We start from the raw sequence: 22,133 nt of genomic DNA, 5'->3' as shown, positions 1-22,133 counted from the left end.
TTATTCTTTTATCATGTCGTCAGCATGTAAAAGGTAATTTGTAAAACCACGAGTGCCGATTTTGTAGCCCTCTGCGGTAATACGTGGATTGACTAACTTCACACGTTCCTCAAAGCCGAAATGTTTTTCGCCAGCTTCAGCAGGAAGCACCACCACAATATCATCTGCTCTTTGAACATCAGAATAGAGATTATAGCTTCTTGATAAGACAGTTAGCCGTCCGTTGATTCTTCGCTGAACGACTTTATCCTCGCCAGCAAATTCTAAATTGCCGAATGTTTTTTCCATGTTGGGAATCACAAATTTAAGTTCCATATTTTTACCTATCCTTTCTTTTTTATTGGCTGAATGAATGTTTGATGGTCTTAAAGAGTGGGGAACGACCTTTTGATTCTTGATTTTTTGTTTTCATAAGTTCACTTCCTTTCAAAATCGGGTAAAAAAATAGACACCTCATTTTTTGAAGTGTCTACCTATTAAATATTCAAATTTTATTGGAAGTATCTTTATATCTTCACTTTTCAAGGATAAATCGTCGTATCAAAGCTCATTCATAAGTAGTAAATTAGTAGTAAATTGAGTGGTTTTGACCTTGATAAAGTGTGATAAGTCCAGTTTTTATGCGGATAACTAGATTTTTATGCTATTTTTCTTTGAAAAAATAAGGGTCTTGAAAAAAATCCAGAGAGGCATTACAATCTTACAAGATTTAGAGTATATAGATGGTGCAAGATACTATGAAAACTATTTTGCAAATCAGCTTTCAAATAAAGATTTGTAATATATTCTCGTTACATCGACTGATGAAAAATAAATAGGCTTGTAGATGGAGTGATAATTAGCAATTTCTAGGCGCTAGAGTTTCTATTTTCAGAAAAAATATATTACAAAAAAGTGGGGAGTCCCGCTTTTTTTGTTAGACTGGTTTCAATAGAATACTCTTTGAAATGTGAGAAAGGCTTGTTATGAAACTATTCTTAAGACATCATTTATTTAGAATACTGACCTTATCAAGGTTTTTAAGCTCAAGTGGAGCTTATATTTATAATCTGGTATTTATCGTTTATGCTGCGAGTCTACCCTTTAAAAATATAGCTGTATTTATGGCGAATATGATTACGATTTTACCTTTCCTATTTACTTTTTATGTTGGGATTAAAGCTGATCATACTCGGAATAAAGCAGGGACAATTATCTGGGTTGGTTGTGTGCAAAGTCTCCTATTTCTTTTGATTGCTAGTGTGATTCATGATCAGAACTTCGTAACGTTTGCTTTTATCTGTATGGTTAATATCTGTTCAGATATTTTATCGGATTATACAGCAGGCCTTCGTATGCCGATTATCCAGCATAATATTTCGGAAGATAAGCTCTATGAAGCTTATTCCTTTACTCAGTTTGTCTCCTATTTATCAAATCTAGGAGGTCAAGCCTTAGGAGTGTGGCTACTCACAACCAGCAATCAAAATTTTTCTTTTGTTGCAATTGTGAATGCTGGCTTCTTTTTACTATCTTCTCTTATTTTGTTCAAAAATAGAAGAGAATTGACGTATTTGTCTGTAAGTGTAGAGGATAAGTCGATTAGTTTACTTCAACAAGTTAAGGTAATCTATGCGGACATGGATAATATATTTAGACAGAGAGAAAGTAAATCTTTGTTTAAAATTATTCTTGTTATTTTAGTAATGAATACTTTGGGAGGAGCTGTTGGAGGTATTTATCACTTTTACTTATTAGACCATACTATCTATCATCTCAGCTATGCTCAAGCTCTATTTTTAATTGAATGTGTCAGCTTGGGAGGAGCTATTCTTGGTAGCCTAACTCCCCATGATTATTTTGGAAAATTGTCGTTTTCAAGTTTGCTATCGCTCAATGCAATTCTGTTTGTATTACTTGCTACTGCTAATATTTTAGATTTTTCTCCTCTAGTAGGTGTTGTTTGCTTAGCCTTTGTCATGTATTTGATGTCGAAATCAATGCCTAAATTAGATACTCTGTTACTGTCTAACTTGAGCGCGGATGTATTAGCTAGAAGTAATAATCTCTTGAGTATGATTTTTTCCCTAACATTACCCTTGGGGATGTCTATATTTTCCTTCTTAGCTTTACAAGATATCAGGCTTTGTTGGTGGGTGTTTTTGGTAGTGAGTGTGATAGGGCTGATTTTATCACTAGAAAAAAGAAGTTTTTCGGGTAAAAATGTTAACCTAGGAAGCTAAGGCTTACTAGAAGATCTTCCAGATTTGATTCGTGTGACGACTGTGACCTTGATTTCCCTTGTTGGGGAAACAGCTATGGCTGGTGCGGTTGGTGCTGGTGGTATCGGTAACGTAGCCATCGCGTATGGATTTAACCGCTACAATCACGATGTGACCATCTTGGCAACAATCATTATCATTTTGATTATCTTTGCAATCCAATTCTTGGGAGACTTCTTGACTAAGTCTTGAGCCATAAATAAAAAAGAGCCGTGCGGCTCTTTTTTATTTATCAGATTTTCTGTGCCAATTTTTTGCTCAAGACTTGTCCAATCAAGGCACCCACTAGGGCTCCGATGACTACACTTGCAACAAATAGAAGGATGGTTCCAGGATTTGGCGCGACCATGATACGGTCGATATATTCTTGCGATTTTCCTCTTGCTAGAAGGGTTGCCATATAGGCTTTGGGCGTAATCCACATGAGTAGAATTGGTCCTGATGTGCTAAAGGCAAAGAGTATGAAAGAAAGGAAATTCTTTGTTTGGTCCTTGTATTTTCCTAAATGAGCTATTCCATCTGCTAGGAGGCCACAGATAATTCCAGGAAGGAAGGCACCAGCACCGTGTTTAGATCCCAAGAAAAAGAGGGCCATGACAAGGCCGATAGTGGTAATGGCTCCAAAGCGCGGAACTTTTGCGACTAGGATCATATAGACGCTACCGCCGACAAGGGCAGTAAAGGCAGGCGCATAAAACATATTCCCAGTTTGGTCAAGGGGATTGCCCAAAAGGACACCAATCCCCATGCAGAGGAAGTAAAGAACTGCAAAAAGCAGTGTAGTTAAGATAGTTTTTTTCATGAATTGTCTCCTGATAATTTTTTCACAATTCTCATTTTACCATGGTTTGGTGGGATTGTAAATGGATACTAGAAGTTTTTGAAAACGCTTGAAATATGATATAATAGTTTCATAGTTAATTTTAGGAGGATATCATGGGTAGATTTTTAGACTTTGTCTTTAATCGTTTCTTTTTAGGGATGGTTGCGACAGCCTTCTTTTGGCTATTAACCTTGGCAGGAGGAATTATCCTTGGTCTAGCGCTACTAGTGCCACCTTGATGAGCTTGTATGCAGAACATGGTTATAGCTTTCGGGAATACAGTTTGAAGGAGGCTTGGTCTCTTTATAAGCAAAATTTTGTCTCAAGCAATCTGATTTTCTATAGCTTTCTAGGAGTGGATTTAGTTTTGGTCTATGGCTTGTATCTCTTGGTACAATTGCCTCATCAGACTATTATTCATTTGATTGCGACCTTTTTGAATGTTCTAGTAGTTGCCCTGCTGTTTTTGGTTTATACAGTATCTTTGAAATTACAAGTTTATTTTGACTTGTCTTATCGAAATAGTCTCAAACTATCCTTGATTGGCATCTTTATGAGCTTAGCGGCTGTGGCCAAGGTTCTCCTTGGGACCGTGCTACTTGTAGCAATTGGTTACTATATGCCTGCTCTGCTTTTCTTTGTAGGAATTGGGATGTGGCATTTCTTTATCAGTGATATGTTGGAACCGGTCTATGAAAGTATCCATGAAAAATTGGCGACAAAGTAGGATGAAGCAGTTTTGGCTACATACGCTTCTGCGAACCTACAGTTCAGTTATGATCATTATTATTGCGAGTTTTGCAATCTTACTCTCTTACGCTGACTGGGATTCACGGGAAAAGGAAGCCCAGAGAGTAGCCCAGCGTGTAACTGCTAGAACAGTGAGTGAAATTGAATATTACCATAGAGAGTCAACCCAGATAGCTCAGGCTTTAGTTGAAAATCAAGCTCGTATTGAGGGAATCTATAAATACTTTAGCCTTAGCATGCCAGACTATTTTTACTGGCAATTAGAGCGGAAAGCTTCGCCTTATGTATCAGTCTCTCTGCATGAAAATGTTGATGACCTCTATGTTCGAAATGATTTTGTAACTGGAGTGGCCATTGCTTTTCAAGATTACAAGGAAGTCTATGTTTCTACTAAAGACAAACGTAGTGGAGAAAAATCAGGGCTGAGGATTTCAAACCAGCAGGAAATAGTTTTGCCATTCCTATGTCAGATCCAGTGTCAGATCAAGATTTAGGAGTGATTTACATCTCCTTGGATCCTGCTGTTTTATACCATGCCATTGATAATACTAGAGGTCATACTCCGATGGCAGTAACAGTGACCTCACCTTTTGATACGGAGATTTTTCATATTGGTGAAACAGTTGATAAGGAGAGTGAAAATTGGCTTGTTGGCTTAACTTCTCATGGTTATCAGGTTCAGGTGGCAGTTCCCAAAAACTTTGTTTTACAAGGAACGGTGACCAGTTCTGCTTTGATTGTGAGCTTGAGCCTTCTCTTTATTGTTATTCTCTATCTGACTTTGAGGCAGACCTTTGCTAATTACCAAAAGCAGGTAGTGGATTTGGTGGATTCTATTCAGGCTATTGCCCAAGGGGAAGAAGGTCTTCGCATCGATACGCTTGAAAAGGACCAGGAATTGCTCCTAATCGCGGAGACGACCAATGATATGTTGGATCGATTGGAAAAGAACATCCATGATATTTACCAGTTAGAACTTAGTCAAAAAGATGCCAATATGCGAGCCTTGCAGGCGCAAATCAATCCTCATTTTATGTATAATACGCTGGAGTTCTTGCGCATGTATGCAGTTATGCAGAGTCAAGATGAGTTGGCAGATATCATTTATGAATTCAGTAGTCTCTTGCGTAACAATATTTCTGACGAAAGAGAAACTCTTCTCAAACAGGAATTAGAATTTTGCCGTAAATACAGCTATCTCTGCATGGTTCGCTATCCCAAGTCCATTGCCTATGGTTTCAAGATAGACCCAGAGTTAGAGAATATGAAGATTCCCAAGTTTACCTTGCAACCGCTGGTAGAAAATTATTTCGCGCATGGTGTTGACCACAGACGGACAGATAATGTGATTAGCATCAAGGCGCTTAAACAGGATGGTTTTGTGGAAATTTTAGTGGTAGATAATGGCCGTGGAATGTCGGTTGAAAAATTGACAAGTATTCGAGAAAAATTAAGTCAGAGACATTTTGAACACCAAGCCAGTTACAGTGATCAAAGGCAGTCTATCGGGATTGTCAATGTCCATGAGCGGTTTGTGCTCTATTTTGGGGACCGCTATGCCATTACGATAGAGTCTGCGGAGCAAGCAGGTGTTCAGTATCGTATTACAATTCAAGATGAGTAGAAAGGGAGAAAATGTATAAAGTATTATTAGTAGATGATGAGTACATGGTGACAGAAGGTCTGAAGCGTTTGATTCCCTTTGATAAGTGGGATATGGAGGTCGTCGCAACAGCCAGTCATGCCGATGAAGCCCTAGAATATGTTCAGGAAAATCCCCTCGATGTCATCATTTCAGATGTCAATATGCCCGACAAAACAGGGCTTGATATGATTCGGGAAATGAAAGAGATCTTACCAGATGCCGCCTATATCCTGCTTTCAGGTTATCAGGAGTTTGATTATGTCAAAAGAGCCATGAATCTTAGTGTGGTGGACTATTTGGTCAAGCCTGTTGATAAGGTAGAGTTAGGAAATCTGCTGGAGAAGATTGCAGGTCAGCTCGGCGAGAGAGGGAAGAAAAGCCAGACCCTCAGTCAAGATTTAGACGAGACTGGATTTGTTAGTTATTTAGGGGATAAGGAGAATTGGTGGATAGGTCTATCCAAGGAAAAACAAGGTTCCTTCACCATTCCCTACTATGTCTTGGGTCAAGATTGGCAGATTTTCATTTCTGACCAACCCCTAGATGGTTTGGTCGTTACACCTTTTGAAGCTCCTTATCAAGAACACTTTGAACGCTGGAAGCTGAATGCTGAGAAAGCCCTCTTTTACGGCTCTGTAAATCTACAGCAGTCTCAGAGTCTCTTTGCCTACTACGAACCGATTTATAGGGTTATCATTCAGGGGAATCTCAATCAAATCGTAGAAGAGTTGAACCTCTTGGAGAAGGTGGTTCTTGAAAATACACCTCGTGTTCCGATTACCAAACAGCTTTTTATCCAGTTTGTCATGGATGTCTTTCACTTGTTTGAACATCTCAAAGCTGATGATATGACGGACATTGTCAAAACCATTCATGCTATTCAATCCTTCGATGAATTGGTTTCTTATATCAAGGAAACTCTGACCAGCTTTTTCGGTCAATACCGCATGAATGAAAATGTGGTCAGTGTGCTGGAAGTCATTGGTCGTGATTACCAAAAAGAGCTTTCCCTCAAGGATATCAGTAAGGCCCTCTTTATCAATCCTGTCTATCTAGGTCAGTTGATTAAGCGAGAAACCGATTCGACCTTTGCAGAATTACTAAACAAACAACGTATTAAGGCTGCTCAGCAGCTCTTGCTTTCAACCAGTGACAGTATCGAAGATATTTGTTATGCTGTTGGTTACAGTAACCTTGGATATTTCTATAAAGTGTTCCGAAAATTGTGCGGAAAATCGCCAAAAGCCTACCGAAAACAGGTAGAAACGATACTGTAAGATTTGTATTCCTTTACAAAATGTGCTATAATATGAATAATATTATTAGGAGGTTCTATCATGAAAAAGAAACCGATTTATCTATGGGTCTTGCTAATCTTGTCTGCTCTTATTTCAGCAATGTCTCTGTTTGGAATGTTGAGTCCCTTACCTAGCAAAGAAGCTCTTCGTGCCGCTCAGAAACAAGTTGCAGGGGTCAGTGCTCAGCAATTAGAAGACCAGCTTAATTACAACTATGGAGTAGCAGAAGCGTATCATTCTATTTTTAATATGGCCTTGATTGTGCTATCTGCTATTTTAGTGGTCGTAGCGATTGTCTTCCTTATTCGTAAGAATTTGCAATATGCAAACTATACTTACGTTGGCTATGTTTTGTTAGCTATTATCGGTTCGATTTATGGCTATGTTGGTTTACAGGACGCTGTGCAGTTGGTTCAAGATGAGAGCATGCGTTTGACAATGAGTATTGGTTCAAAAGCTGTCAGCATTTTCTATATCGTCATCAATGTTCTCTTCCTAGCCCTTGTCTTCTATAAGATGTGGCGTCAGCAGAAAGCCTTGGCAGAAGAAGAGGAAGCAGAAAATCTTGCCTAAGTATTGACAAAAAAGAACTATCAAGATACAATCTTGGTAGTTCTTTTTCGATTAAAAATAAAATCATGGAGGTACATATGAAGACAATTTCTTTAGTTTATATTAGTTTGAGTGGCAACACTGAAAGTTTTGTGACGCGCTTGAAAGACTATCTCTTGTCCCAGTACAAAGGGATTGAGGTTCAAAAGATTCATATCAAGGATTTGGTCAAGGAAGGTCGCGATTTCTATGAAATGGACCATCCCTATGTCGCTTTTTTGCCGACCTATCTCGAAGGTGGGAATGGCGTTGATAACGGAGATGTCGAGATCTTGACGACACCCGTTGGGGATTTTATCGCCTATGGTGACAATGCTAGTAAGTGTTTTGGCGTGGTTGGTTCAGGAAATCGTAACTTTAATAACCAATACTGCCTGACAGCTAAGCAATACAGTCAACGTTTTGGTTTCCCTGTCTTGGCTGACTTTGAAATGCGAGGCATGCTGGAAGATATCAAACATGTCGCAGCTATTATCGCAGATTTGTATGAGTTGGAAAAGGAGAATTAAAGTCAATATAAGAGGCACTTGGGATTTTTCAACTGTTTTTTTGAGTATAAACAGTCTTTGAGAACGCAAAAAAGCATAAGTTCAGGTCTTTAAAACCTTGTTCTTATGCTTTTTATCATAGAAATATTTGCTGAATGGTCTCTTGAAATGAAACCTTATACTCAATGAAAATCAAAGAGCAAACTAGGAAACTAGCCGCAGGCTGTACTTGAGTACGGCAAGGCGACGTTGACGTGGTTTGAATTTGATTTGCGAAGAGTATTATCTTCATCTCGCGCTTGTCCCTTACCCTGCTTTTCCGATTGCGAGTGCGTAGATAAAGAAGATGGCGAAGCCAAAGAGGAAAATCAATCCTGCAATGGCAAGGTGTTTGAGCCAAGAAGGAAGATTTTTGTTTTCACGCGTTACCAAGGCGTAGTTTAAAAGAGCGAAGAATGGTGTTGTCAGGAAAGAACCAATCATAGCAAAGCGGAGCATGGTTGAAACCTGACCAGCGAAGAACTTGATAATGACGATACCGATGATAGCAGTGATGGTCATCCAGATGTTCAAAGATTTACGATTGTCTTCTTTTTGACTGATTAGCAGTCGGAGAGATTCCTGATTGACGCGAGAATAGCCATCAATAACAGTGATAACTGTTCCAAAGATACAGAGGAAGGCAATAAAGGTAATCAAGTAACGGGACCATTCGCCAAGAACAGAGGCATACATGCCCACGAATTGAGAGATGTATTTGGCTGAAGCAGCTTCAACCGCCTGCCCTGTAGGATACTGAATCAGTGCTCCCAGTGCCACAAAGAAGACGGCTAGGATAGCTGTTCCAATATAACCAGTGTTAAAGTCAAACAGAGCGTCTTCTGTGTTAAAGTTGACGGTCTTTCTCTTTTCAGCTGACCAAAGTGAATTGATAGCTGAAATTTCAATAGGAGCTAAGCATCCATCCTAGGAGGGAGACGATGAAGGGCAGAGCTGCCATTTGCCAAGGTGTCTTCTCGACAAAATCAGAACTGTATTCGGGATGCTTGACCGCCGCAATGATAACTGCAAGAACAGTCGCAATGGTCAAAGCAGACATAATCCATTTGACCATGCCGTCTAAAAGTTTGTAGCCTCCAAAGAGTAGCATAGCCCAAATGATTGCAACGAGAATGAGGGACCACTGAGTAATGCTAAGTCCAATCATTGGGAAGGCACTGGCGATGATAGCTGAGCACAGAATGGCAACACCAGCCGTGTTGACCATAGCCGAAAAGACATTTAGGATAAAGAAAATCCAGAGATAGAGTTTTCCTTTTTCGGCATAACCTTCAACCAAAGTCTTTCCAGTATCAGCTGTGTATTCAGCACCAAAACGGAAAAATGGATATTTAAAGACATTGGCTAAGATGACCAAGAGAAGTAGAGACCAACCGTAAGAACCGCCAGCTTGAGTGGAAGATACAATGTGGGAACCTCCAACAGCGGCAGTTGCCATTAGGATTCCAGGTCCCATTGCTTTTAGCTTGCTTGCCCAGGTTGATTGATTTAAGGAAATAGCTTGCGACATGATAAATACTCCTTTTTGAATTTTCAGAATAATCTGGATATGTAACCTATATTCTACAAAAAATTTTGGAAAAATGCAAGAATGTTTTGAAAAAAGATAGAAAATTACAGAAAATTTACAAAGAAGATCTGAAAATAACTGCTATGATAGTAATACTCTTCGAAAATCTCTTCAAACCACGTCAGCGTCGCCTTACCGTAGGTATGGTTACTGACTTCGTCAGTTCTATCCACAACCTCAAAACAGTGTTTTGAGCTGACTTCGTCAGTCTTATCTGCAACCTCAAAACAATGTTTTGAGCAACCTGCGGCTAGCTTCCTAGTTTGCTCTTTGATTTTCATTGAGTATAAGGTGCAGCAGGATAAAGAAAAACCGAGAAGTTTCTTTCTCGGATTTGCTTATTATGAGGTTCCTATTTTCTATGCTCCAAGAGTTGATTGATATGGTCTACTTTTTTTGATGCTCTTTTATAGGAAATAGTCCAAATGATGAGGTAGACAATCGCAAACTCGATAATGAGCTGGAGGTAGAAAATCCAGTGGAAGGGGAACCAACCTGCTAGGGTTGCTAGTGGGACAAAGCCTACTAGCATGAGGAAAAAATGAGTCAGAGTGGCACGAAGCATGCTCCAGTCACGGCTGAATAATCGGTTGCCAAAGTTGAAGAGAATACCGATGGCTGCCCAGATAAGAGTACAGTAGAGCAAGACCAGGGCACCGTGAACCTGATGTTGAGCCATCACTTGGCCGATGAGAGAGTAGGGATTTAGTGGTGCGTAGGTATTTGGTGCATAAATGAGTGAAAAGATGATAGAGAGGATGAGGCCGATGAGGACACCAGTAGCTGCGTCGTGGAAGATTTGTTTTTTCATAGTTCTAATTTCTCCTTGATGGTTTTTAGATAACGGCGTGAAGAGTAGGTGAAGCTTTCGTTTTTCAAGAAAATTTCTACTAGGCCGTTGGGCGTAAGCTTGAGGTGAGAGATGGAGTCGATATTGATGATTTCTGATTGGGAAATTTGGATAAAATTGCTTGGCAAGAGTTCAAGGATCTGATAGAGTCGTAAGTCAATGGTGTAGGTCTGACTCGCCGTTTCTGCTAGAACCTTCCGATTCTCAATATAGAAGCGCTGAATCTTGCCAATCTCAACTAGATAGACCTGATCATCGATTTTTCCTTTGATTTTTTCTGTTCGGTCAAGATTTTCTGCGAACTCGATGACTTTTTGGACTTTTTCGGTCTCTTGAGGTGCTTGGACAATCAGCTTTTCCTCTTCGTAAGTTTCACTAATCTGTAGTTCTACTTTCATAAATTTCTCTCCTTGTTTTTCATACAAAATTGTGATCACTTCTTGTACACCTTTATTAAACACTATTTTTCAGCCCCTTGCAAGGGACTTTGTCTATGTGGAGGGATTTGGCTCCTATGTGGTGGAGTTTTTCTGTCCTATCTGAAATATGGTATAATAGCACTAATCAATTTCTAGGAAAACAGATACAGAAAGGGGCTGAAAGATGTCTCATATTATTGAATTGCCAGAGGTGCTGGCAAACCAGATTGCAGCTGGAGAGGTTATCGAGCGTCCAGCTAGCGTTGTTAAGGAGCTGGTAGAAAATGCCATTGATGCGGGCTCTAGTCAGATTATCATTGAGATTGAGGAAGCTGGTCTCAAGAAAATCCAAATCACAGATAATGGTCATGGAATTGCCCACGATGAGGTGGAGCTGGCTCTGCGTCGTCATGCGACTAGTAAGATAAAAAATCAAGCAGACCTCTTTCGGATTCGGACGCTTGGTTTTCGTTGAAGCCTTGCCTTCTATTGCGTCCGTCAGCGTTTTAACTCTTTTGACAGCAGTTGAGGGCGCAAGTCACGGAACCAAGCTCGTCGCGCGTGGGGGTGAAGTTGAGGAAGTCATCCCAGCGACTAGTCCTGTGGGAACCAAGGTTTGTGTGGAGGATCTCTTTTTCAACACGCCTGCCCGTCTCAAGTATATGAAGAGCCAGCAAGCAGAGTTGTCTCATATCATTGATATCGTCAACCGTCTGGGCTTGGCCCATCCTGAGATTTCTTTTAGCTTGATTAGTGATGGCAAGGAAATGACGCGGACAGCAGGGACTGGTCAATTGCGCCAAGCAATCGCAGGAATTTACGGTTTGGCGAGTGCCAAGAAGATGATTGAAATTGAGAACTCTGACCTAGATTTCGAAATTTCAGGTTTTGTGTCCTTGCCTGAGTTGACTCGGGCTAACCGCAATTATATCAGCCTCTTCATCAATGGCCGTTATATCAAGAACTTCCTGCTCAATCGTGCAATTCTTGACGGCTATGGCAGTAAGCTCATGGTGGGGCGTTTTCCACTGGCTGTCGTTCACATTCATATCGACCCTTATCTAGCGGATGTCAATGTGCATCCAACCAAGCAAGAGGTGCGGATTTCCAAGGAAAAAGAACTGATGACCTTGGTCTCAGAAGCTATTACAAATAGTCTCAAGGAACAAACCTTGATTCCAGATGCCTTGGAAAATCTTGCCAAATCGACCGTGCGCAATCGTGAGAAGGTGGAGCAAACTATTCTCCCACTCAAAGAAAATACGCTCTACTATGAGAAAACTGAGCCGTCAAGACCTAGTCAAACTGAAGTAGCTGATTATCAGGTAGAATTGACTGATGAAGGGCAGGATTTGACCCTGTTTGCCAAGGAAACCTTGGACCGATTGACCAAGCCAGCAAAACTGCATTTTGCAGAGAGAAAGCCTGCTAACTACGACCAGCTAGACCATCCAGAGTTAGATCTTGCTAGCATCGATAAGGCTTATGACAAACTGGAGCGAGAAGAAGCATCCAGCTTCCCAGAGTTGGAGTTTTTCGGACAAATGCACGGGACTTATCTCTTTGCCCAAGGGCGAGATGGACTTTACATCATAGATCAGCACGCTGCTCAGGAACGGGTCAAGTACGAGGAGTACCGTGAAAGCATTGGCAATGTTGACCAGAGCCAGCAGCAACTCCTAGTGCCCTATATCTTTGAATTTCCTGCGGATGATGCCCTGCGTCTCAAGGAAAGAATGCCTCTCTTAGAGGAAGTGGGCGTCTTTCTAGCAGAGTACGGAGAAAATCAATTTATTCTACGTGAACATCCTATTTGGATGGCAGAAGAAGAGATTGAATCAGGCATCTATGAGATGTGCGACATGCTCCTTTTGACCAAGGAAGTTTCTATCAAGAAATACCGAGCAGAGCTGGCTATCATGATGTCTTGCAAGCGATCTATCAAGGCCAATCATCGTATTGATGATCATTCAGCTAGACAACTCCTCTATCAGCTTTCTCAATGTGACAATCCCTATAACTGTCCCCACGGACGTCCTGTTTTGGTGCATTTTACCAAGTCGGATATGGAAAAGATGTTCCGACGTATTCAGGAAAATCACACCAGTCTCCGTGAGTTGGGGAAATATTAAAAGTATAAAAAAGTCTGGGAAAAATGTTCAAAATCAGAAAAACGCATAAAATCAGGTGTTCAAAAACCTTGATTTTATGCGTTTTATCATAGAAATATTTACTTCATTTTTTCCTAATTCTTTTCGAAAATCTCTTCAAACCAGGTCAGTTTTATCAGTAATCTCAAAACAGTGTTTTGAGCTAATTTTGCTAGTTTTGTCTGTAACATCGAAGTTGTGTTTTACCACTCTGCGACTGGTTTCCTAGTTTGCTCTATGATTTTCACAGAGTATTAAATTGCGATTTTGCCAAGTTTCTTTATTCGTCTAAAAGTAGAGTCTGTTCTATGCGTCTAATGTACGAATTAGGTTGACCATTTCAATAGCGCCTTGTGCACACTCAGAACCCTTATTTCCTGCTTTAGTGCCAGCTCGTTCTATGGCTTGTTCAATTGTATCTGTCGTTAGCACACCAAACATAACTGGGATTTCGCTATTTAAACTGATTTGGGCGATTCCCTTAGATACCTCGCTACATACATAATCATAATGACTTGTATTCCCTCTAATGACAGCTCCCAAGCAGATAATTGCATCATATTTTTTACTTTTTGCCATTTTTGATGCAATCAGAGGTATTTCAAAAGCTCCTGGAACCCAGGCCACCTCGATATCTTTCTCGTTTACATTCTCTCTTTTGAGATTATCTAGTGCTCCAGATAATAATTTTGAAGTTATAAATTCATTAAATCTCGCTACAACAATACCTATTTTAATATTGTTTGCTACTAAATTACCTTCATAAGTGTTCATTTATTTTTCCTCCATATTTAAAATGTGACCCATTCGATTTTTCTTTGTTTCTAAATAAAAACTATCGTAAGCATTGGCTTCTATTTCGATTGATATTCTACTGGAAATGGTAATTCCATATTTTTCTAACTGTTCAACCTTGTCAGGATTATTTGTCAGTAAATGAAGTGACTGAAGTCCCAGATCTTTAAGTATTTGTGCTCCAATATGGTATTCTCTTAAATCACCTTCAAAGCCTAATGCAAGATTGGCATCAAGCGTATCCATGCCTTGATCTTGTAAATGATAGGCTTTTAATTTATTGATAAGTCCAATTCCTCGTCCCTCCTGTCGCAAGTAAAGTAAGACACCCGAACCATTCTCAACAATCATTTTCATAGCTTTATCGAATTGCTGTCCACAATCGCAACGTAAAGAGCCTAAAACATCTCCTGTTAAACATTCGGAGTGGACCCGACATAATACATTGGCTTCATCCTCTATATTTCCCATAATAAGAGCAAGATGATGTTCCCCATTTAGTTTATCTATATAGCTAATTGCTTTGAAATTACCGTATCTAGTAGGCATATTGACAGTTGAAACTCGTTCTACCAGCTGATCATATACTTTTCTATATTCTTGTAATTCTTTGATGGTAATTAGTGGAATCTTGTGTTTCTTCGAGAACTGAATTAAATCATCTGTTCTCATCATTTTGCCATCATGATTCATTATTTCACAACATAGGCCACACTCTTTTAGTCCAGCTAATTTTAATAAATCAACAGTTGCTTCTGTGTGTCCATTTCTTTCTAGAACACCACCTTTTTTTGCAATTAAAGGAAACATGTGTCCTGGCCTGCGAAAATCAGAGGGTATTATATCTTCAGCTACACACATACGTGCGGTCAGTCCTCTTTCCTCGGCAGAAATACCTGTGGTCGTTTCTTTATAATCAATTGAAACTGTAAAAGCAGTCTTATGATTATCTGTATTGTTTTCAATCATAGGTGAAAGCATTAATTGATTAGCTAAACTTTCGCTCATAGGCATACAAATTAATCCTTTGGCATAAGTAGCCATAAAATTAACATTTTCTGTTGTAGCTGCTTGTGCAGAACAAATTAAGTCTCCTTCATTTTCTCTATCCTTATCGTCTATAACAAGAACAAGTCGTCCCTTCTGCAATGCTTCTAATGCTTCTTGTATTTTTCGATATTCCATTGACTGATTATCCTTTCTGCTAAAATCCATTTTGATATAATAGTTCCTTAGATATTTCTGATTTTGGAGAATTATCCATCAGTTTTTGCACATATTTACCTAAGATATCATTTTCAAGATTTACTGTACTCCCGACTTGTTTACTCTTAAGAATGGTTTGTTCCCAGGTATGAGGGATAACAGATACTGAAAAGTTTACTTTGGAGACTTTAGCGACAGTCAGACTAATGCCGTCAATTGTAATAGATCCTTTTTCAACTATTAAATCTAAAATTTCTTTTTGTGTGTTGATTTGATACCATACAGCATTATCATCTTTTTTTATTGACGAGATTTTTCCTGTACCATCAATGTGTCCTGTAACGACGTGACCCCCAAGTCGACCGTTGACAGATAAGGCTCTTTCTAGATTCACCTCACTTCCATGTTTTAATAGAGTAAGAGCTGTTCGACTCCATGTTTCATTCATTACATCAACTGTAAAGGATTGATGATTGAAATGAGTAACTGTAAGACAGATACCATTTACTGCTATACTATCACCTAAATGGATATCCGTTAATATTTTTGAGGCTTTAATTGATAGTTTACAATTACGAGAGTCTTTCTGTATTCTTTCAACTTTTCCGATTTCTTCAATTATTCCTGTGAACATGGATAAATCACTTCACTTTCTATGAGATAGTCATTTCCTATTTGAGAAAAAGCATAAGGTTTCAATCTAATAGCGTCATTTGGCAAAGAAATGCCTTCACCTCCGACAGGAAACTTGGCACTGCCTCCAAAAATTTTTGGTGCAATATATATTTTCAGCTCATCAACAATTTGTTGTTCCAAAGCACTCCAATTCATTAGACTGCCCCCTTCTAGAACTAGGCTATCAATCTGCATGTTTCCTAGATGTTGCATTAAACTCGATAAGTCTATATGATTGCCTTTTTTCTTTATGGAAAGTATTTTACAGCCATGATTTTGATATAGCTTCATTTTATTTTTGTCTTCAGAGGAAGTGGCAATGTAAGTTTTAATATCATTTGCTGTTTTTACGATTTTAGAGGTAAGAGGAGTTCGTAAATGTGTATCGCATATGATACGGATAGGATTTTTCCCTTCCTCCAATCTACATGTCAGCAAAGGATCGTCTTGAATAACAGTGTTGACTCCCACCATAATTGCACTAACATGGTGTCGTAACTGATGCACATGCTTTCTTGCTTCTTCTTCAGTAATCCATTTGGATTGATTTGTTTTAGTGGCTATTTTTCCATCCATTGACATTGCATATTTCATAAAAACATAGGGTACATGCTGGGTAATATACTTTCTAAAACTTTTTATTAAGTTAAGACACTCATTTTCTAAAATTCCAACAGTAACTTGAAGATTATTTTCCTCAAGTATCTTTACTCCTTTTCCAGATACAATAGGATTACAGTCTAGGCTTCCAATGACTACTCTTGTAATACCACTATCGATTATAGCATCTATACAGGGAGGTGTTTTCCCGAAGTGACAACAGGGTTCAAGTGTTACATAAAGCGTCGCTCCGACAGGGGATTCTCTACAGTTTTTAAGAGCATTTCTCTCAGCATGTGGGCCACCAAAAAACTCATGATAACCTTGTCCGATGATGTGATTATCTTTTACAATAACTGCGCCGACCATAGGATTGGGGTTGACGTAACCAGCCCCTTTTTGTGCCAGTTTTATTGCTAATTTCATATATTTTGAATCGCTCATCTCACTACCTCCAAAAAATATACCTTGAATAGGGGACTACTCAAGGCATACAAAAGAAAACTTATGCGATTAACAAAAATGCTCTGAAATGACAAGTAATCATTTCAGAGCACGCAAAAAGCACAAATATACTTTTATCTTCTTTCATCCAGACTATACTGTCGGCTTTGGAATTTCACCAAATCATGCCTTTCGGCTCGTGGGCTATACCACCGGTAGGGAATTGCACCCTGCCCTGAAGATAGTTATTCAATTACAGATGATTATAGTACTTAATTTTGAATATGTCAACAGATAAATACCGATTGTTTTTGATATACTGTATTTGTGATAATCGATTCTCGCTCCTCGGATAAAGAAAATATGATATACTAGATAAACGAAATAAGAGAGAAGGAATACTATGTACGCATATTTAAAAGGAATCATTACCAAAATTACTGCCAAATACATTGTTCTTGAAACCAATGGTATTGGTTATATCCTGCATGTGGCCAATCCTTATGCCTATTCAGGTCAGGTTAATCAGGAGGCTCAGATTTATGTGCATCAGGTTGTGCGTGAGGACGCCCATTTGCTTTATGGATTTCGCTCAGAGGATGAGAAAAAGCTCTTTCTTAGTCTAATTTCGGTCTCTGGGATTGGTCCTGTATCAGCTCTTGCTATTATCGCTGCTGATGACAATGCTGGCTTGGTTCAAGCCATTGAAACCAAGAACATCACCTACTTGACCAAGTTCCCTAAAATTGGCAAGAAAACAGCCCAGCAGATGGTGCTGGACTTGGAAGGCAAGGTAGTAGTTGCAGGAGATGACCTTCCTGCCAAGGTCGCAGTGCAAGCAAGTGCTGAAAACCAAGAATTGGAAGAAGCTATGGAAGCCATGTTGGCTCTGGGCTACAAGGCAACAGAGCTCAAGAAAATCAAGAAATTCTTTGAAGGAACGACAGATACAGCTGAGAACTATATCAAGTCGGCCCTTAAAATGTTGGTCAAATAGGAGCAGAGAATGACAAAACGTTGTTCGTGGGTCAAGATGACCAACCCGCTCTACATCGCCTATCATGATGAGGAGTGGGGCCAGCCCCTCCATGATGACCAAGCATTGTTTGAGTTGTTGTGTATGGAAACCTATCAGGCAGGCCTGTCTTGGGAAACGGTACTCAACAAACGCCAAGCTTTCCGAGAAGCCTTTCATAGCTATCAAATTCACTCAGTCGCAGAGATGACTGACACTGAATTGGAAGCCATGCTGGAGAATCCAGCTATCATTCGAAATAGAGCCAAGATTTTTGCTACACGCGCTAACGCCCAAGCTTTTCTACAGTTACAGGCAGAGTACGGCTCTTTTGATGCCTATCTTTGGTCTTTTGTTGAGGGGAAAACTGTCGTTAACGATGTTCCTGATTATCGCCAAGCCCCAGCTAAAACACCCTTATCTGAGAAATTAGCCAAAGATCTCAAAAAACGAGACTTCAAGTTCACAGGCCCAGTCGCCGTATTGTCTTTTCTACAGGCTGCAGGGCTAGTTGATGACCACGAGAATGATTGTGAGTGGAAAGGTCTTAAATGATGTCTAACAAAAATAAGGGAATTTGATTTTTGCGATTCTCTATACAATCCTCTTTGTGTTTGATGGCGTTAAATTGCTGGCTTCTTTAATGCCATCTGTCATTGCAAATTATCTTGTTTATGTAGTTTTAGCTTTATATGGCTCCTTCTTGTTCAAGGATAGATTGATCCAACAATGGAAGGAGATTAGAAAGACTAAAAGAAAATTCTTCTTTGGCGTCTTAACAGGATGGCTCTTTCTCATTCTGATGACTGTTGTCTTTGAATTTGTATCAGAGATGTTGAAGCAGTTTGTGGGATTAGATGGACAAGGTCTAAATCAGTCTAATATTCAAAGTACCTTTCAAGAACAACCACTACTGATAGCTGTTTTTGCTTGTGTCATTGGACCTCTGGTAGAAGAATTATTTTTCCGTCAGGTCTTATTGAATTACTTGCAGGAACGGTTGCCAGGTTTACTAAGCATTATTCTGGTAGGACTTGTTTTTGCTCTGACTCATATGCACAGTTTGGCTCTATCAGAGTGGATTGGTGCAGTTGGTTACTTAGGTGGAGGCCTTGCCTTTTCTATTATTTATGTGAAAGAAAAAGAGAATATCTACTATCCCCTACTTGTTCACATGTTAAGCAACAGCCTCTCCTTAATCATTTTAGCTATCAGTATAGTAAAATGAAATGAGAACAGGACAAATCGATTTCTAACAATGTTTTAGAAGTAGAGGTGTACTATTCTAGTTTCAATATACTGTAATATGTGATGAAAATGCCAGTAATGATACCGAGAAAAAAGCTGAGAAACTTTCCCCAGCTTTATTTGTTATAGTCAAAGAGAATGACTTGTTCCTGTGCATCTACATGAGCATGGACCCCAAAGGGTACAATTGCTCTTGGAGTTGCGTGGCCGACATTCAGATTATAGACAATCGGGATATTGCTGTCAATGATATCCAATAGTGCCTCTTTATAGTCGTCATGGAAAGTTTCATCCATAGGTTTTCCGACCAAGAGTCCATTGATGACCGCGAATATGCCAGTGTCCTTTAAAGTTAGCAACATCTTTTTGAAGTCTTCTGGCTTAGGCTTTTCTTCGCTTGTTTCGAGCAAGAGGATTTTCCCTTCCCAGTCTGACAAGTCAGGGAAAAATTTGTATTTTTGGCAGAGCTCCGTGCTATCTGCGTATCGAGAGTTGTCAAAGATATCGTAGAGGGATTCGAGGCAACCACCGAGGATTTTCCCCTCGAACTGGGCACTTCCTTGCAACAAGTCAAAACCTGTATTTGTATGACTGACACGAGGTGTTCCCAGGGCCGTGGGACTAAAATCAGTTCGTTCCTCATACCAAACGTCACTAGGGCGGATTTCTGAAATTCTTCCCGTCTCAATCAATTCTTTAAAGTAGTGAAGGCTATAGGCTAGCATTTCTTTGTCTAATTCACAAATGTCTGCTAAAAAGGATTGACCATAAAAAGTCTTGATTCCTAATTTATGCAACATGAGGTGGTTCATGGTTGTATCCGAGAAGCCAAGAAAAATTTTTGTTTGATAACCTTTTGGAGTTGGTCATTTTCAAAAAGATAAGGTAGCAAGCGATAGGTATCGTCTCCACCGATGGCACATAGGATCATATCGATGCTATCATCAGAAAAGGCATGAATCAAATCCTCTGCACGAGCTTCAGGATGGTCCTTGATAAAGTCTAATCCTTTTAACGAATGGGGCAAAAAGATAGGATTGAGTCCCAGATCCTTGAGACGTTGGATACCCAAGTCTACTTCGTGTTTGACAAAGTCCTCTCCGATAATGCCACTAGATAAACTAACAATACCAATAGTAGAAATCATATCTGATCCTCCTAGAAATAGATTGAGCCTATTTTATCACAAAATATAAGAGAAAGCTATGTGGGATTTCAGAAGAATACTTTTAATACTCTTCGAAAATCTCTTCAAACCACGTCAGTTTTATTTGCAACCTCAAAGCTGTGCTTTGAGCAACCTGCAGCTAGCTTCCTAGTTTGCTCTTTGATTTTCATTGAGTATGAGCCTATTTTATCACAAAAGATTAGATGGAGCTATGTGGATGTCAGAAGAATACTTTAAAATCAAAAAAGTAAGTGAAAAAGCAACCGCACCTGCAGTTGCTTTTATCGTTTTCTTATTCTTGATAGCGTGTTGGTCCTGCACTTGCACTACGGATATTCAAGCGTTTCTTGAGATAGAAGCGAAGGGCTAGGAGGGCTGCTCCAATAATAGCTAGTGGCAATGGATCCAGTACTGGGTTAAGGCTAGCTGGTAGGAAGCTTGTTGCAAAGAAGACAAGCAACCAAAGGAACATAGAAGCTAGGATAACTAGTACAGATTTCCAGAAAGGTGGACGTTGACTGCGATCCATATCTGGTCCATAGTATTGGTAAACAAAGTAGTACATCAAGTAGAAGGCAAATCCACCAACCAGTCCAACTAATAGAAGAGTAATCAATCCATAGCCGAAAGCTTGATCTGCCGCAAAGAAGGTTGTGAGGGCGCTGACAAGGGCAAAGAGGCTAGTGATGAAAAGAGCTGAGTCCATAATCATCAGTTTTGGATCATCATTTTCTTTTGGATGCTCTTTTTCGTACTGCTCTTTGACAGTGAAGCTATGAGCCCAATGAGTTGGTGCGCCGTATAGGGAACGGGCAGTTGTACCTTTAGATTGCTCCTCAAGGATTTGGGGAATGACTTCCTCAAAAATAGTCTGGATTTCAGCGTCTGTTTTCCCATCTTTGATGAATTGTTGGGTAGCAATGTGGACAAACTCTTGGTTTTTCTTAGTTAATTTTTGTAGATCAATTTGAGACATAGGAACTCCTCTTAGAACCATTTTTTATGGATGAGATAGAGAGTGAGCGAGACACTCATAGCAAAGGCGATAAAGACGATTAACCAGAAGGCATTTGGCTCTCCGTTTAGGGGGATTTCATTATCCTTAAAGTTCATACCGTAGGCAGAAAAGACCATGGTTGGGATGGACATGACGATGGTCACAAGGGCCAAGGTTTTCATGATGTTGTTCTGGTTGTTAGAAATGATAGAGGCAGGTCTCTGTCATAGAATGCAAGACGTTTCCATAAATGTCTGCCATCTCGATGGCCTGTTGGGTTTCAATCAGGGTGTCTTCAAGCAGGTCTTCGTCCTCAAGGTATTTCTTGATATTGCTGGTTGAACTGGTCAATTTCTTAATCACGCGCTCATTTGTTTTGAGGGAGGCTTTGAAATAGACGATAGTTTTTTCCAATTCCATGAGCTCAATCAATTCTTCATTACGAGTTGATTGATGCAGTTGACTTTCGATTTGTTCACTCTTGCGGTCGATTGAACGAAGGGCTGTTAGGTAAAGCTCTGCATTGCGATAGAGAATCTGGAAGATAAAACGTGAGCGCATGAAGGTATAGAAATTACGCAAACGACGGTTGATAAAGACATCAAGGACAGGTAGTGGTTCCAAACACGTAGTGATAATGGTTTCCTCAGTGATGATAATACCAAGCGGTATGGTTACGTAGTAGGTGCGGTTATTTCTTTCCTCCGTACCGCGTCTACGATAATCAGGGTATACTCGTCTTCAATGGTAATACGAGACATTTCTTCCGCATCGAGCGGTGCTCGAAGGTCGGCAATATCAATATCGAAGGTGTTGGCGATTTCGAGTGATTCATTTTGAGTCGGATTGACGAGATTGATCCAAGTACCCGGTTCAAGCGTATCGATCTCTTTAAATTCAGTTGTTGTAGAGAGAAAAACTTGTTTCATATCCCTTATCCTTTCTCATTTTTCAGATTTTTTCACACCGTACTATTATACTACAAAATCGGCCTTTTGGGTAATAGAATCTCACTTTTTTTGGTATAATGGTAAGCAATAATGGACTAGAAAGAACAAA

The 22,133-nt window shown here is 39.7% G+C and carries 18 protein-coding genes, 7 pseudogenes and 1 riboswitch; of the genes and pseudogenes, 12 read left to right on the top strand and 13 right to left on the bottom strand.

All coding sequences use genetic code 11. From position 1 onward, the window contains the following. Positions 1-315, bottom strand: a complete 315-nt coding sequence (locus tag QMQ21_RS12310; protein WP_000420682.1) for a YdcP family protein — start codon at positions 313-315, stop codon at positions 1-3. A gap of 650 nt (positions 316-965) precedes the next feature. On the opposite strand from QMQ21_RS12310, the gene QMQ21_RS12305 reads away from it, so the two are divergent. Both QMQ21_RS12305 and QMQ21_RS12300 read left to right on the top strand, forming a co-directional pair. Further along, on the top strand, positions 966-2,222 hold the full coding sequence (locus QMQ21_RS12305) for an MFS transporter (protein ID WP_261814543.1): 1,257 nt from the start codon (positions 966-968) through the stop codon (positions 2,220-2,222). Between the two features lie 3 nt (positions 2,223-2,225). Then, positions 2,226-2,464: pseudogene (locus QMQ21_RS12300) on the top strand (ABC transporter permease); the annotation flags it as partial. Between the two features lie 29 nt (positions 2,465-2,493). On the opposite strand, the gene QMQ21_RS12295 reads toward QMQ21_RS12300, so the two are convergent. After that, complete coding sequence (locus QMQ21_RS12295) at positions 2,494-3,063, bottom strand: MptD family putative ECF transporter S component (RefSeq protein ID WP_000751257.1); 570 nt, start codon at positions 3,061-3,063, stop codon at positions 2,494-2,496. Positions 3,064-3,197: 134 nt separating this feature from the next. Here QMQ21_RS12295 and QMQ21_RS12290 point away from each other — a divergent pair. The 5 genes and pseudogenes from QMQ21_RS12290 to nrdI all read left to right on the top strand — a co-directional run bounded on the left by QMQ21_RS12290 (position 3,198) and on the right by nrdI (position 7,898). After that, positions 3,198-3,811: pseudogene (locus QMQ21_RS12290) on the top strand (DUF624 domain-containing protein). Next, positions 3,789-5,458, top strand: a pseudogene (locus tag QMQ21_RS12285) (sensor histidine kinase). The pseudogenes QMQ21_RS12290 and QMQ21_RS12285 overlap by 23 nt, the downstream one beginning before the upstream one ends. 11 nt (positions 5,459-5,469) lie before the next feature. Continuing rightward, complete coding sequence (locus QMQ21_RS12280; protein WP_000278861.1) at positions 5,470-6,756, top strand: response regulator transcription factor; 1,287 nt, start codon at positions 5,470-5,472, stop codon at positions 6,754-6,756. A gap of 60 nt (positions 6,757-6,816) precedes the next feature. Further along, the gene (locus tag QMQ21_RS12275) at positions 6,817-7,350 is read left to right on the top strand and encodes an ABC transporter permease (protein WP_000729015.1); all 534 of its coding nucleotides are present in this window, start codon (positions 6,817-6,819) and stop codon (positions 7,348-7,350) included. Positions 7,351-7,427: 77 nt separating this feature from the next. After that, complete coding sequence (gene nrdI / locus QMQ21_RS12270; protein WP_000849623.1) at positions 7,428-7,898, top strand: class Ib ribonucleoside-diphosphate reductase assembly flavoprotein NrdI; 471 nt, start codon at positions 7,428-7,430, stop codon at positions 7,896-7,898. A 285-nt stretch (positions 7,899-8,183) separates the two neighbouring features. On the opposite strand, the pseudogene QMQ21_RS12265 reads toward nrdI, so the two are convergent. From QMQ21_RS12265 to QMQ21_RS12250, 4 genes and pseudogenes are all read right to left on the bottom strand, one after another. Further along, positions 8,184-9,447, bottom strand: a pseudogene (locus tag QMQ21_RS12265) (NRAMP family divalent metal transporter). A 104-nt stretch (positions 9,448-9,551) separates the two neighbouring features. After that, the gene (locus QMQ21_RS12260) at positions 9,552-9,788 is read right to left on the bottom strand and encodes a hypothetical protein (protein WP_007285110.1); all 237 of its coding nucleotides are present in this window, start codon (positions 9,786-9,788) and stop codon (positions 9,552-9,554) included. 71 nt (positions 9,789-9,859) lie between these two features. Beyond that, a complete protein-coding gene (locus tag QMQ21_RS12255; RefSeq protein ID WP_000743979.1) occupies positions 9,860-10,318 on the bottom strand; it encodes a DUF3021 domain-containing protein in 459 nt (152 codons plus the stop codon). Further along, complete coding sequence (locus tag QMQ21_RS12250; RefSeq protein ID WP_007284769.1) at positions 10,315-10,755, bottom strand: LytTR family DNA-binding domain-containing protein; 441 nt, start codon at positions 10,753-10,755, stop codon at positions 10,315-10,317. Before QMQ21_RS12250 ends, QMQ21_RS12255 begins: the two co-directional genes overlap by 4 nt. A 205-nt stretch (positions 10,756-10,960) precedes the next feature. Between QMQ21_RS12250 and QMQ21_RS19495 the strand changes: the two genes are divergently transcribed. Together QMQ21_RS19495 and mutL are read left to right on the top strand one after the other, a co-directional pair. Beyond that, positions 10,961-11,251, top strand: coding sequence for an ATP-binding protein (locus tag QMQ21_RS19495; protein ID WP_179856464.1), 291 nt, complete (start codon positions 10,961-10,963; stop codon positions 11,249-11,251). After that, the gene (gene mutL, locus QMQ21_RS12245; RefSeq protein WP_261814538.1) at positions 11,238-12,908 is read left to right on the top strand and encodes a DNA mismatch repair endonuclease MutL; all 1,671 of its coding nucleotides are present in this window, start codon (positions 11,238-11,240) and stop codon (positions 12,906-12,908) included. Before QMQ21_RS19495 ends, mutL begins: the two co-directional genes overlap by 14 nt. A gap of 324 nt (positions 12,909-13,232) precedes the next feature. On the opposite strand, the gene ribH is transcribed toward mutL, so the two are convergent. From ribH to ribD, 4 genes are read right to left on the bottom strand one after another with little or no spacing between them, the layout of a single operon-like run. Next, positions 13,233-13,700 (bottom strand): 6,7-dimethyl-8-ribityllumazine synthase, encoded by a 468-nt coding sequence (gene ribH, locus QMQ21_RS12240; protein ID WP_001099502.1) that lies wholly within the window; start codon positions 13,698-13,700, stop codon positions 13,233-13,235. Continuing rightward, positions 13,701-14,906, bottom strand: coding sequence for a bifunctional 3,4-dihydroxy-2-butanone-4-phosphate synthase/GTP cyclohydrolase II (locus tag QMQ21_RS12235; protein WP_050207626.1), 1,206 nt, complete (start codon positions 14,904-14,906; stop codon positions 13,701-13,703). A gap of 19 nt (positions 14,907-14,925) precedes the next feature. After that, positions 14,926-15,561 (bottom strand): riboflavin synthase, encoded by a 636-nt coding sequence (gene ribE / locus QMQ21_RS12230; RefSeq protein WP_016397226.1) that lies wholly within the window; start codon positions 15,559-15,561, stop codon positions 14,926-14,928. Next, on the bottom strand, positions 15,546-16,646 hold the full coding sequence (gene ribD / locus QMQ21_RS12225) for a bifunctional diaminohydroxyphosphoribosylaminopyrimidine deaminase/5-amino-6-(5-phosphoribosylamino)uracil reductase RibD (protein WP_050103537.1): 1,101 nt from the start codon (positions 16,644-16,646) through the stop codon (positions 15,546-15,548). Before ribD ends, ribE begins: the two co-directional genes overlap by 16 nt. A gap of 132 nt (positions 16,647-16,778) precedes the next feature. Further along, a riboswitch (FMN riboswitch) is annotated at positions 16,779-16,893 on the bottom strand. Positions 16,894-17,049: 156 nt separating this feature from the next. On the opposite strand from ribD, the gene ruvA reads away from it, so the two are divergent. From ruvA to QMQ21_RS12210, 3 genes and pseudogenes are all read left to right on the top strand, one after another. Further along, the gene (ruvA, locus tag QMQ21_RS12220; protein WP_000271487.1) at positions 17,050-17,643 is read left to right on the top strand and encodes a Holliday junction branch migration protein RuvA; all 594 of its coding nucleotides are present in this window, start codon (positions 17,050-17,052) and stop codon (positions 17,641-17,643) included. A 9-nt stretch (positions 17,644-17,652) separates the two neighbouring features. After that, positions 17,653-18,216 carry a DNA-3-methyladenine glycosylase I gene (locus tag QMQ21_RS12215; protein WP_000166585.1) on the top strand — a complete coding sequence of 188 codons (564 nt, stop codon included), beginning with the start codon at positions 17,653-17,655 and terminating at the stop codon, positions 18,214-18,216. Continuing rightward, positions 18,213-18,889: pseudogene (locus tag QMQ21_RS12210) on the top strand (CPBP family intramembrane glutamic endopeptidase). The gene QMQ21_RS12215 and the pseudogene QMQ21_RS12210 overlap by 4 nt, the downstream one beginning before the upstream one ends. A gap of 136 nt (positions 18,890-19,025) precedes the next feature. On the opposite strand, the pseudogene QMQ21_RS12205 reads toward QMQ21_RS12210, so the two are convergent. From QMQ21_RS12205 to QMQ21_RS12195, 3 genes and pseudogenes are all read right to left on the bottom strand, one after another. Continuing rightward, positions 19,026-20,056 (bottom strand): annotated as a pseudogene (locus tag QMQ21_RS12205) (S66 family peptidase). A 313-nt stretch (positions 20,057-20,369) separates the two neighbouring features. Beyond that, entirely contained in the window at positions 20,370-21,053 is a 684-nt protein-coding gene (locus tag QMQ21_RS12200) for a DUF1129 domain-containing protein (protein WP_000078022.1), read from the bottom strand. An 11-nt stretch (positions 21,054-21,064) separates the two neighbouring features. Next, a pseudogene (locus tag QMQ21_RS12195) lies at positions 21,065-22,003 on the bottom strand (magnesium transporter CorA family protein). Between the last annotated feature and the right edge of the window lie 130 nt (positions 22,004-22,133).

Source organism: Streptococcus bouchesdurhonensis (genome assembly GCF_948472335.1).
The sequence above is the reverse complement of the archived record's forward strand: the minus strand, read 5'-3'. Positions and strand labels throughout refer to the sequence as shown.

Coding starts and splice junctions, on each gene's coding strand:
- QMQ21_RS12310 (WP_000420682.1), bottom strand. CDS start 315: ATGGAACTTAAATTTGTGATTCCCAACATGGAAAAAACATTCGGCAAT.
- QMQ21_RS12305 (WP_261814543.1), top strand. CDS start 966: ATGAAACTATTCTTAAGACATCATTTATTTAGAATACTGACCTTATCA.
- QMQ21_RS12295 (WP_000751257.1), bottom strand. CDS start 3,063: ATGAAAAAAACTATCTTAACTACACTGCTTTTTGCAGTTCTTTACTTC.
- QMQ21_RS12280 (WP_000278861.1), top strand. CDS start 5,470: ATGTATAAAGTATTATTAGTAGATGATGAGTACATGGTGACAGAAGGT.
- QMQ21_RS12275 (WP_000729015.1), top strand. CDS start 6,817: ATGAAAAAGAAACCGATTTATCTATGGGTCTTGCTAATCTTGTCTGCT.
- nrdI (WP_000849623.1), top strand. CDS start 7,428: ATGAAGACAATTTCTTTAGTTTATATTAGTTTGAGTGGCAACACTGAA.
- QMQ21_RS12260 (WP_007285110.1), bottom strand. CDS start 9,788: ATGAAAATCAAAGAGCAAACTAGGAAGCTAGCCGCAGGTTGCTCAAAA.
- QMQ21_RS12255 (WP_000743979.1), bottom strand. CDS start 10,318: ATGAAAAAACAAATCTTCCACGACGCAGCTACTGGTGTCCTCATCGGC.
- QMQ21_RS12250 (WP_007284769.1), bottom strand. CDS start 10,755: ATGAAAGTAGAACTACAGATTAGTGAAACTTACGAAGAGGAAAAGCTG.
- QMQ21_RS19495 (WP_179856464.1), top strand. CDS start 10,961: ATGTCTCATATTATTGAATTGCCAGAGGTGCTGGCAAACCAGATTGCA.
- ribH (WP_001099502.1), bottom strand. CDS start 13,700: ATGAACACTTATGAAGGTAATTTAGTAGCAAACAATATTAAAATAGGT.
- QMQ21_RS12235 (WP_050207626.1), bottom strand. CDS start 14,906: ATGGAATATCGAAAAATACAAGAAGCATTAGAAGCATTGCAGAAGGGA.
- ribE (WP_016397226.1), bottom strand. CDS start 15,561: ATGTTCACAGGAATAATTGAAGAAATCGGAAAAGTTGAAAGAATACAG.
- ribD (WP_050103537.1), bottom strand. CDS start 16,646: ATGAGCGATTCAAAATATATGAAATTAGCAATAAAACTGGCACAAAAA.
- ruvA (WP_000271487.1), top strand. CDS start 17,050: ATGTACGCATATTTAAAAGGAATCATTACCAAAATTACTGCCAAATAC.
- QMQ21_RS12215 (WP_000166585.1), top strand. CDS start 17,653: ATGACAAAACGTTGTTCGTGGGTCAAGATGACCAACCCGCTCTACATC.
- QMQ21_RS12200 (WP_000078022.1), bottom strand. CDS start 21,053: ATGTCTCAAATTGATCTACAAAAATTAACTAAGAAAAACCAAGAGTTT.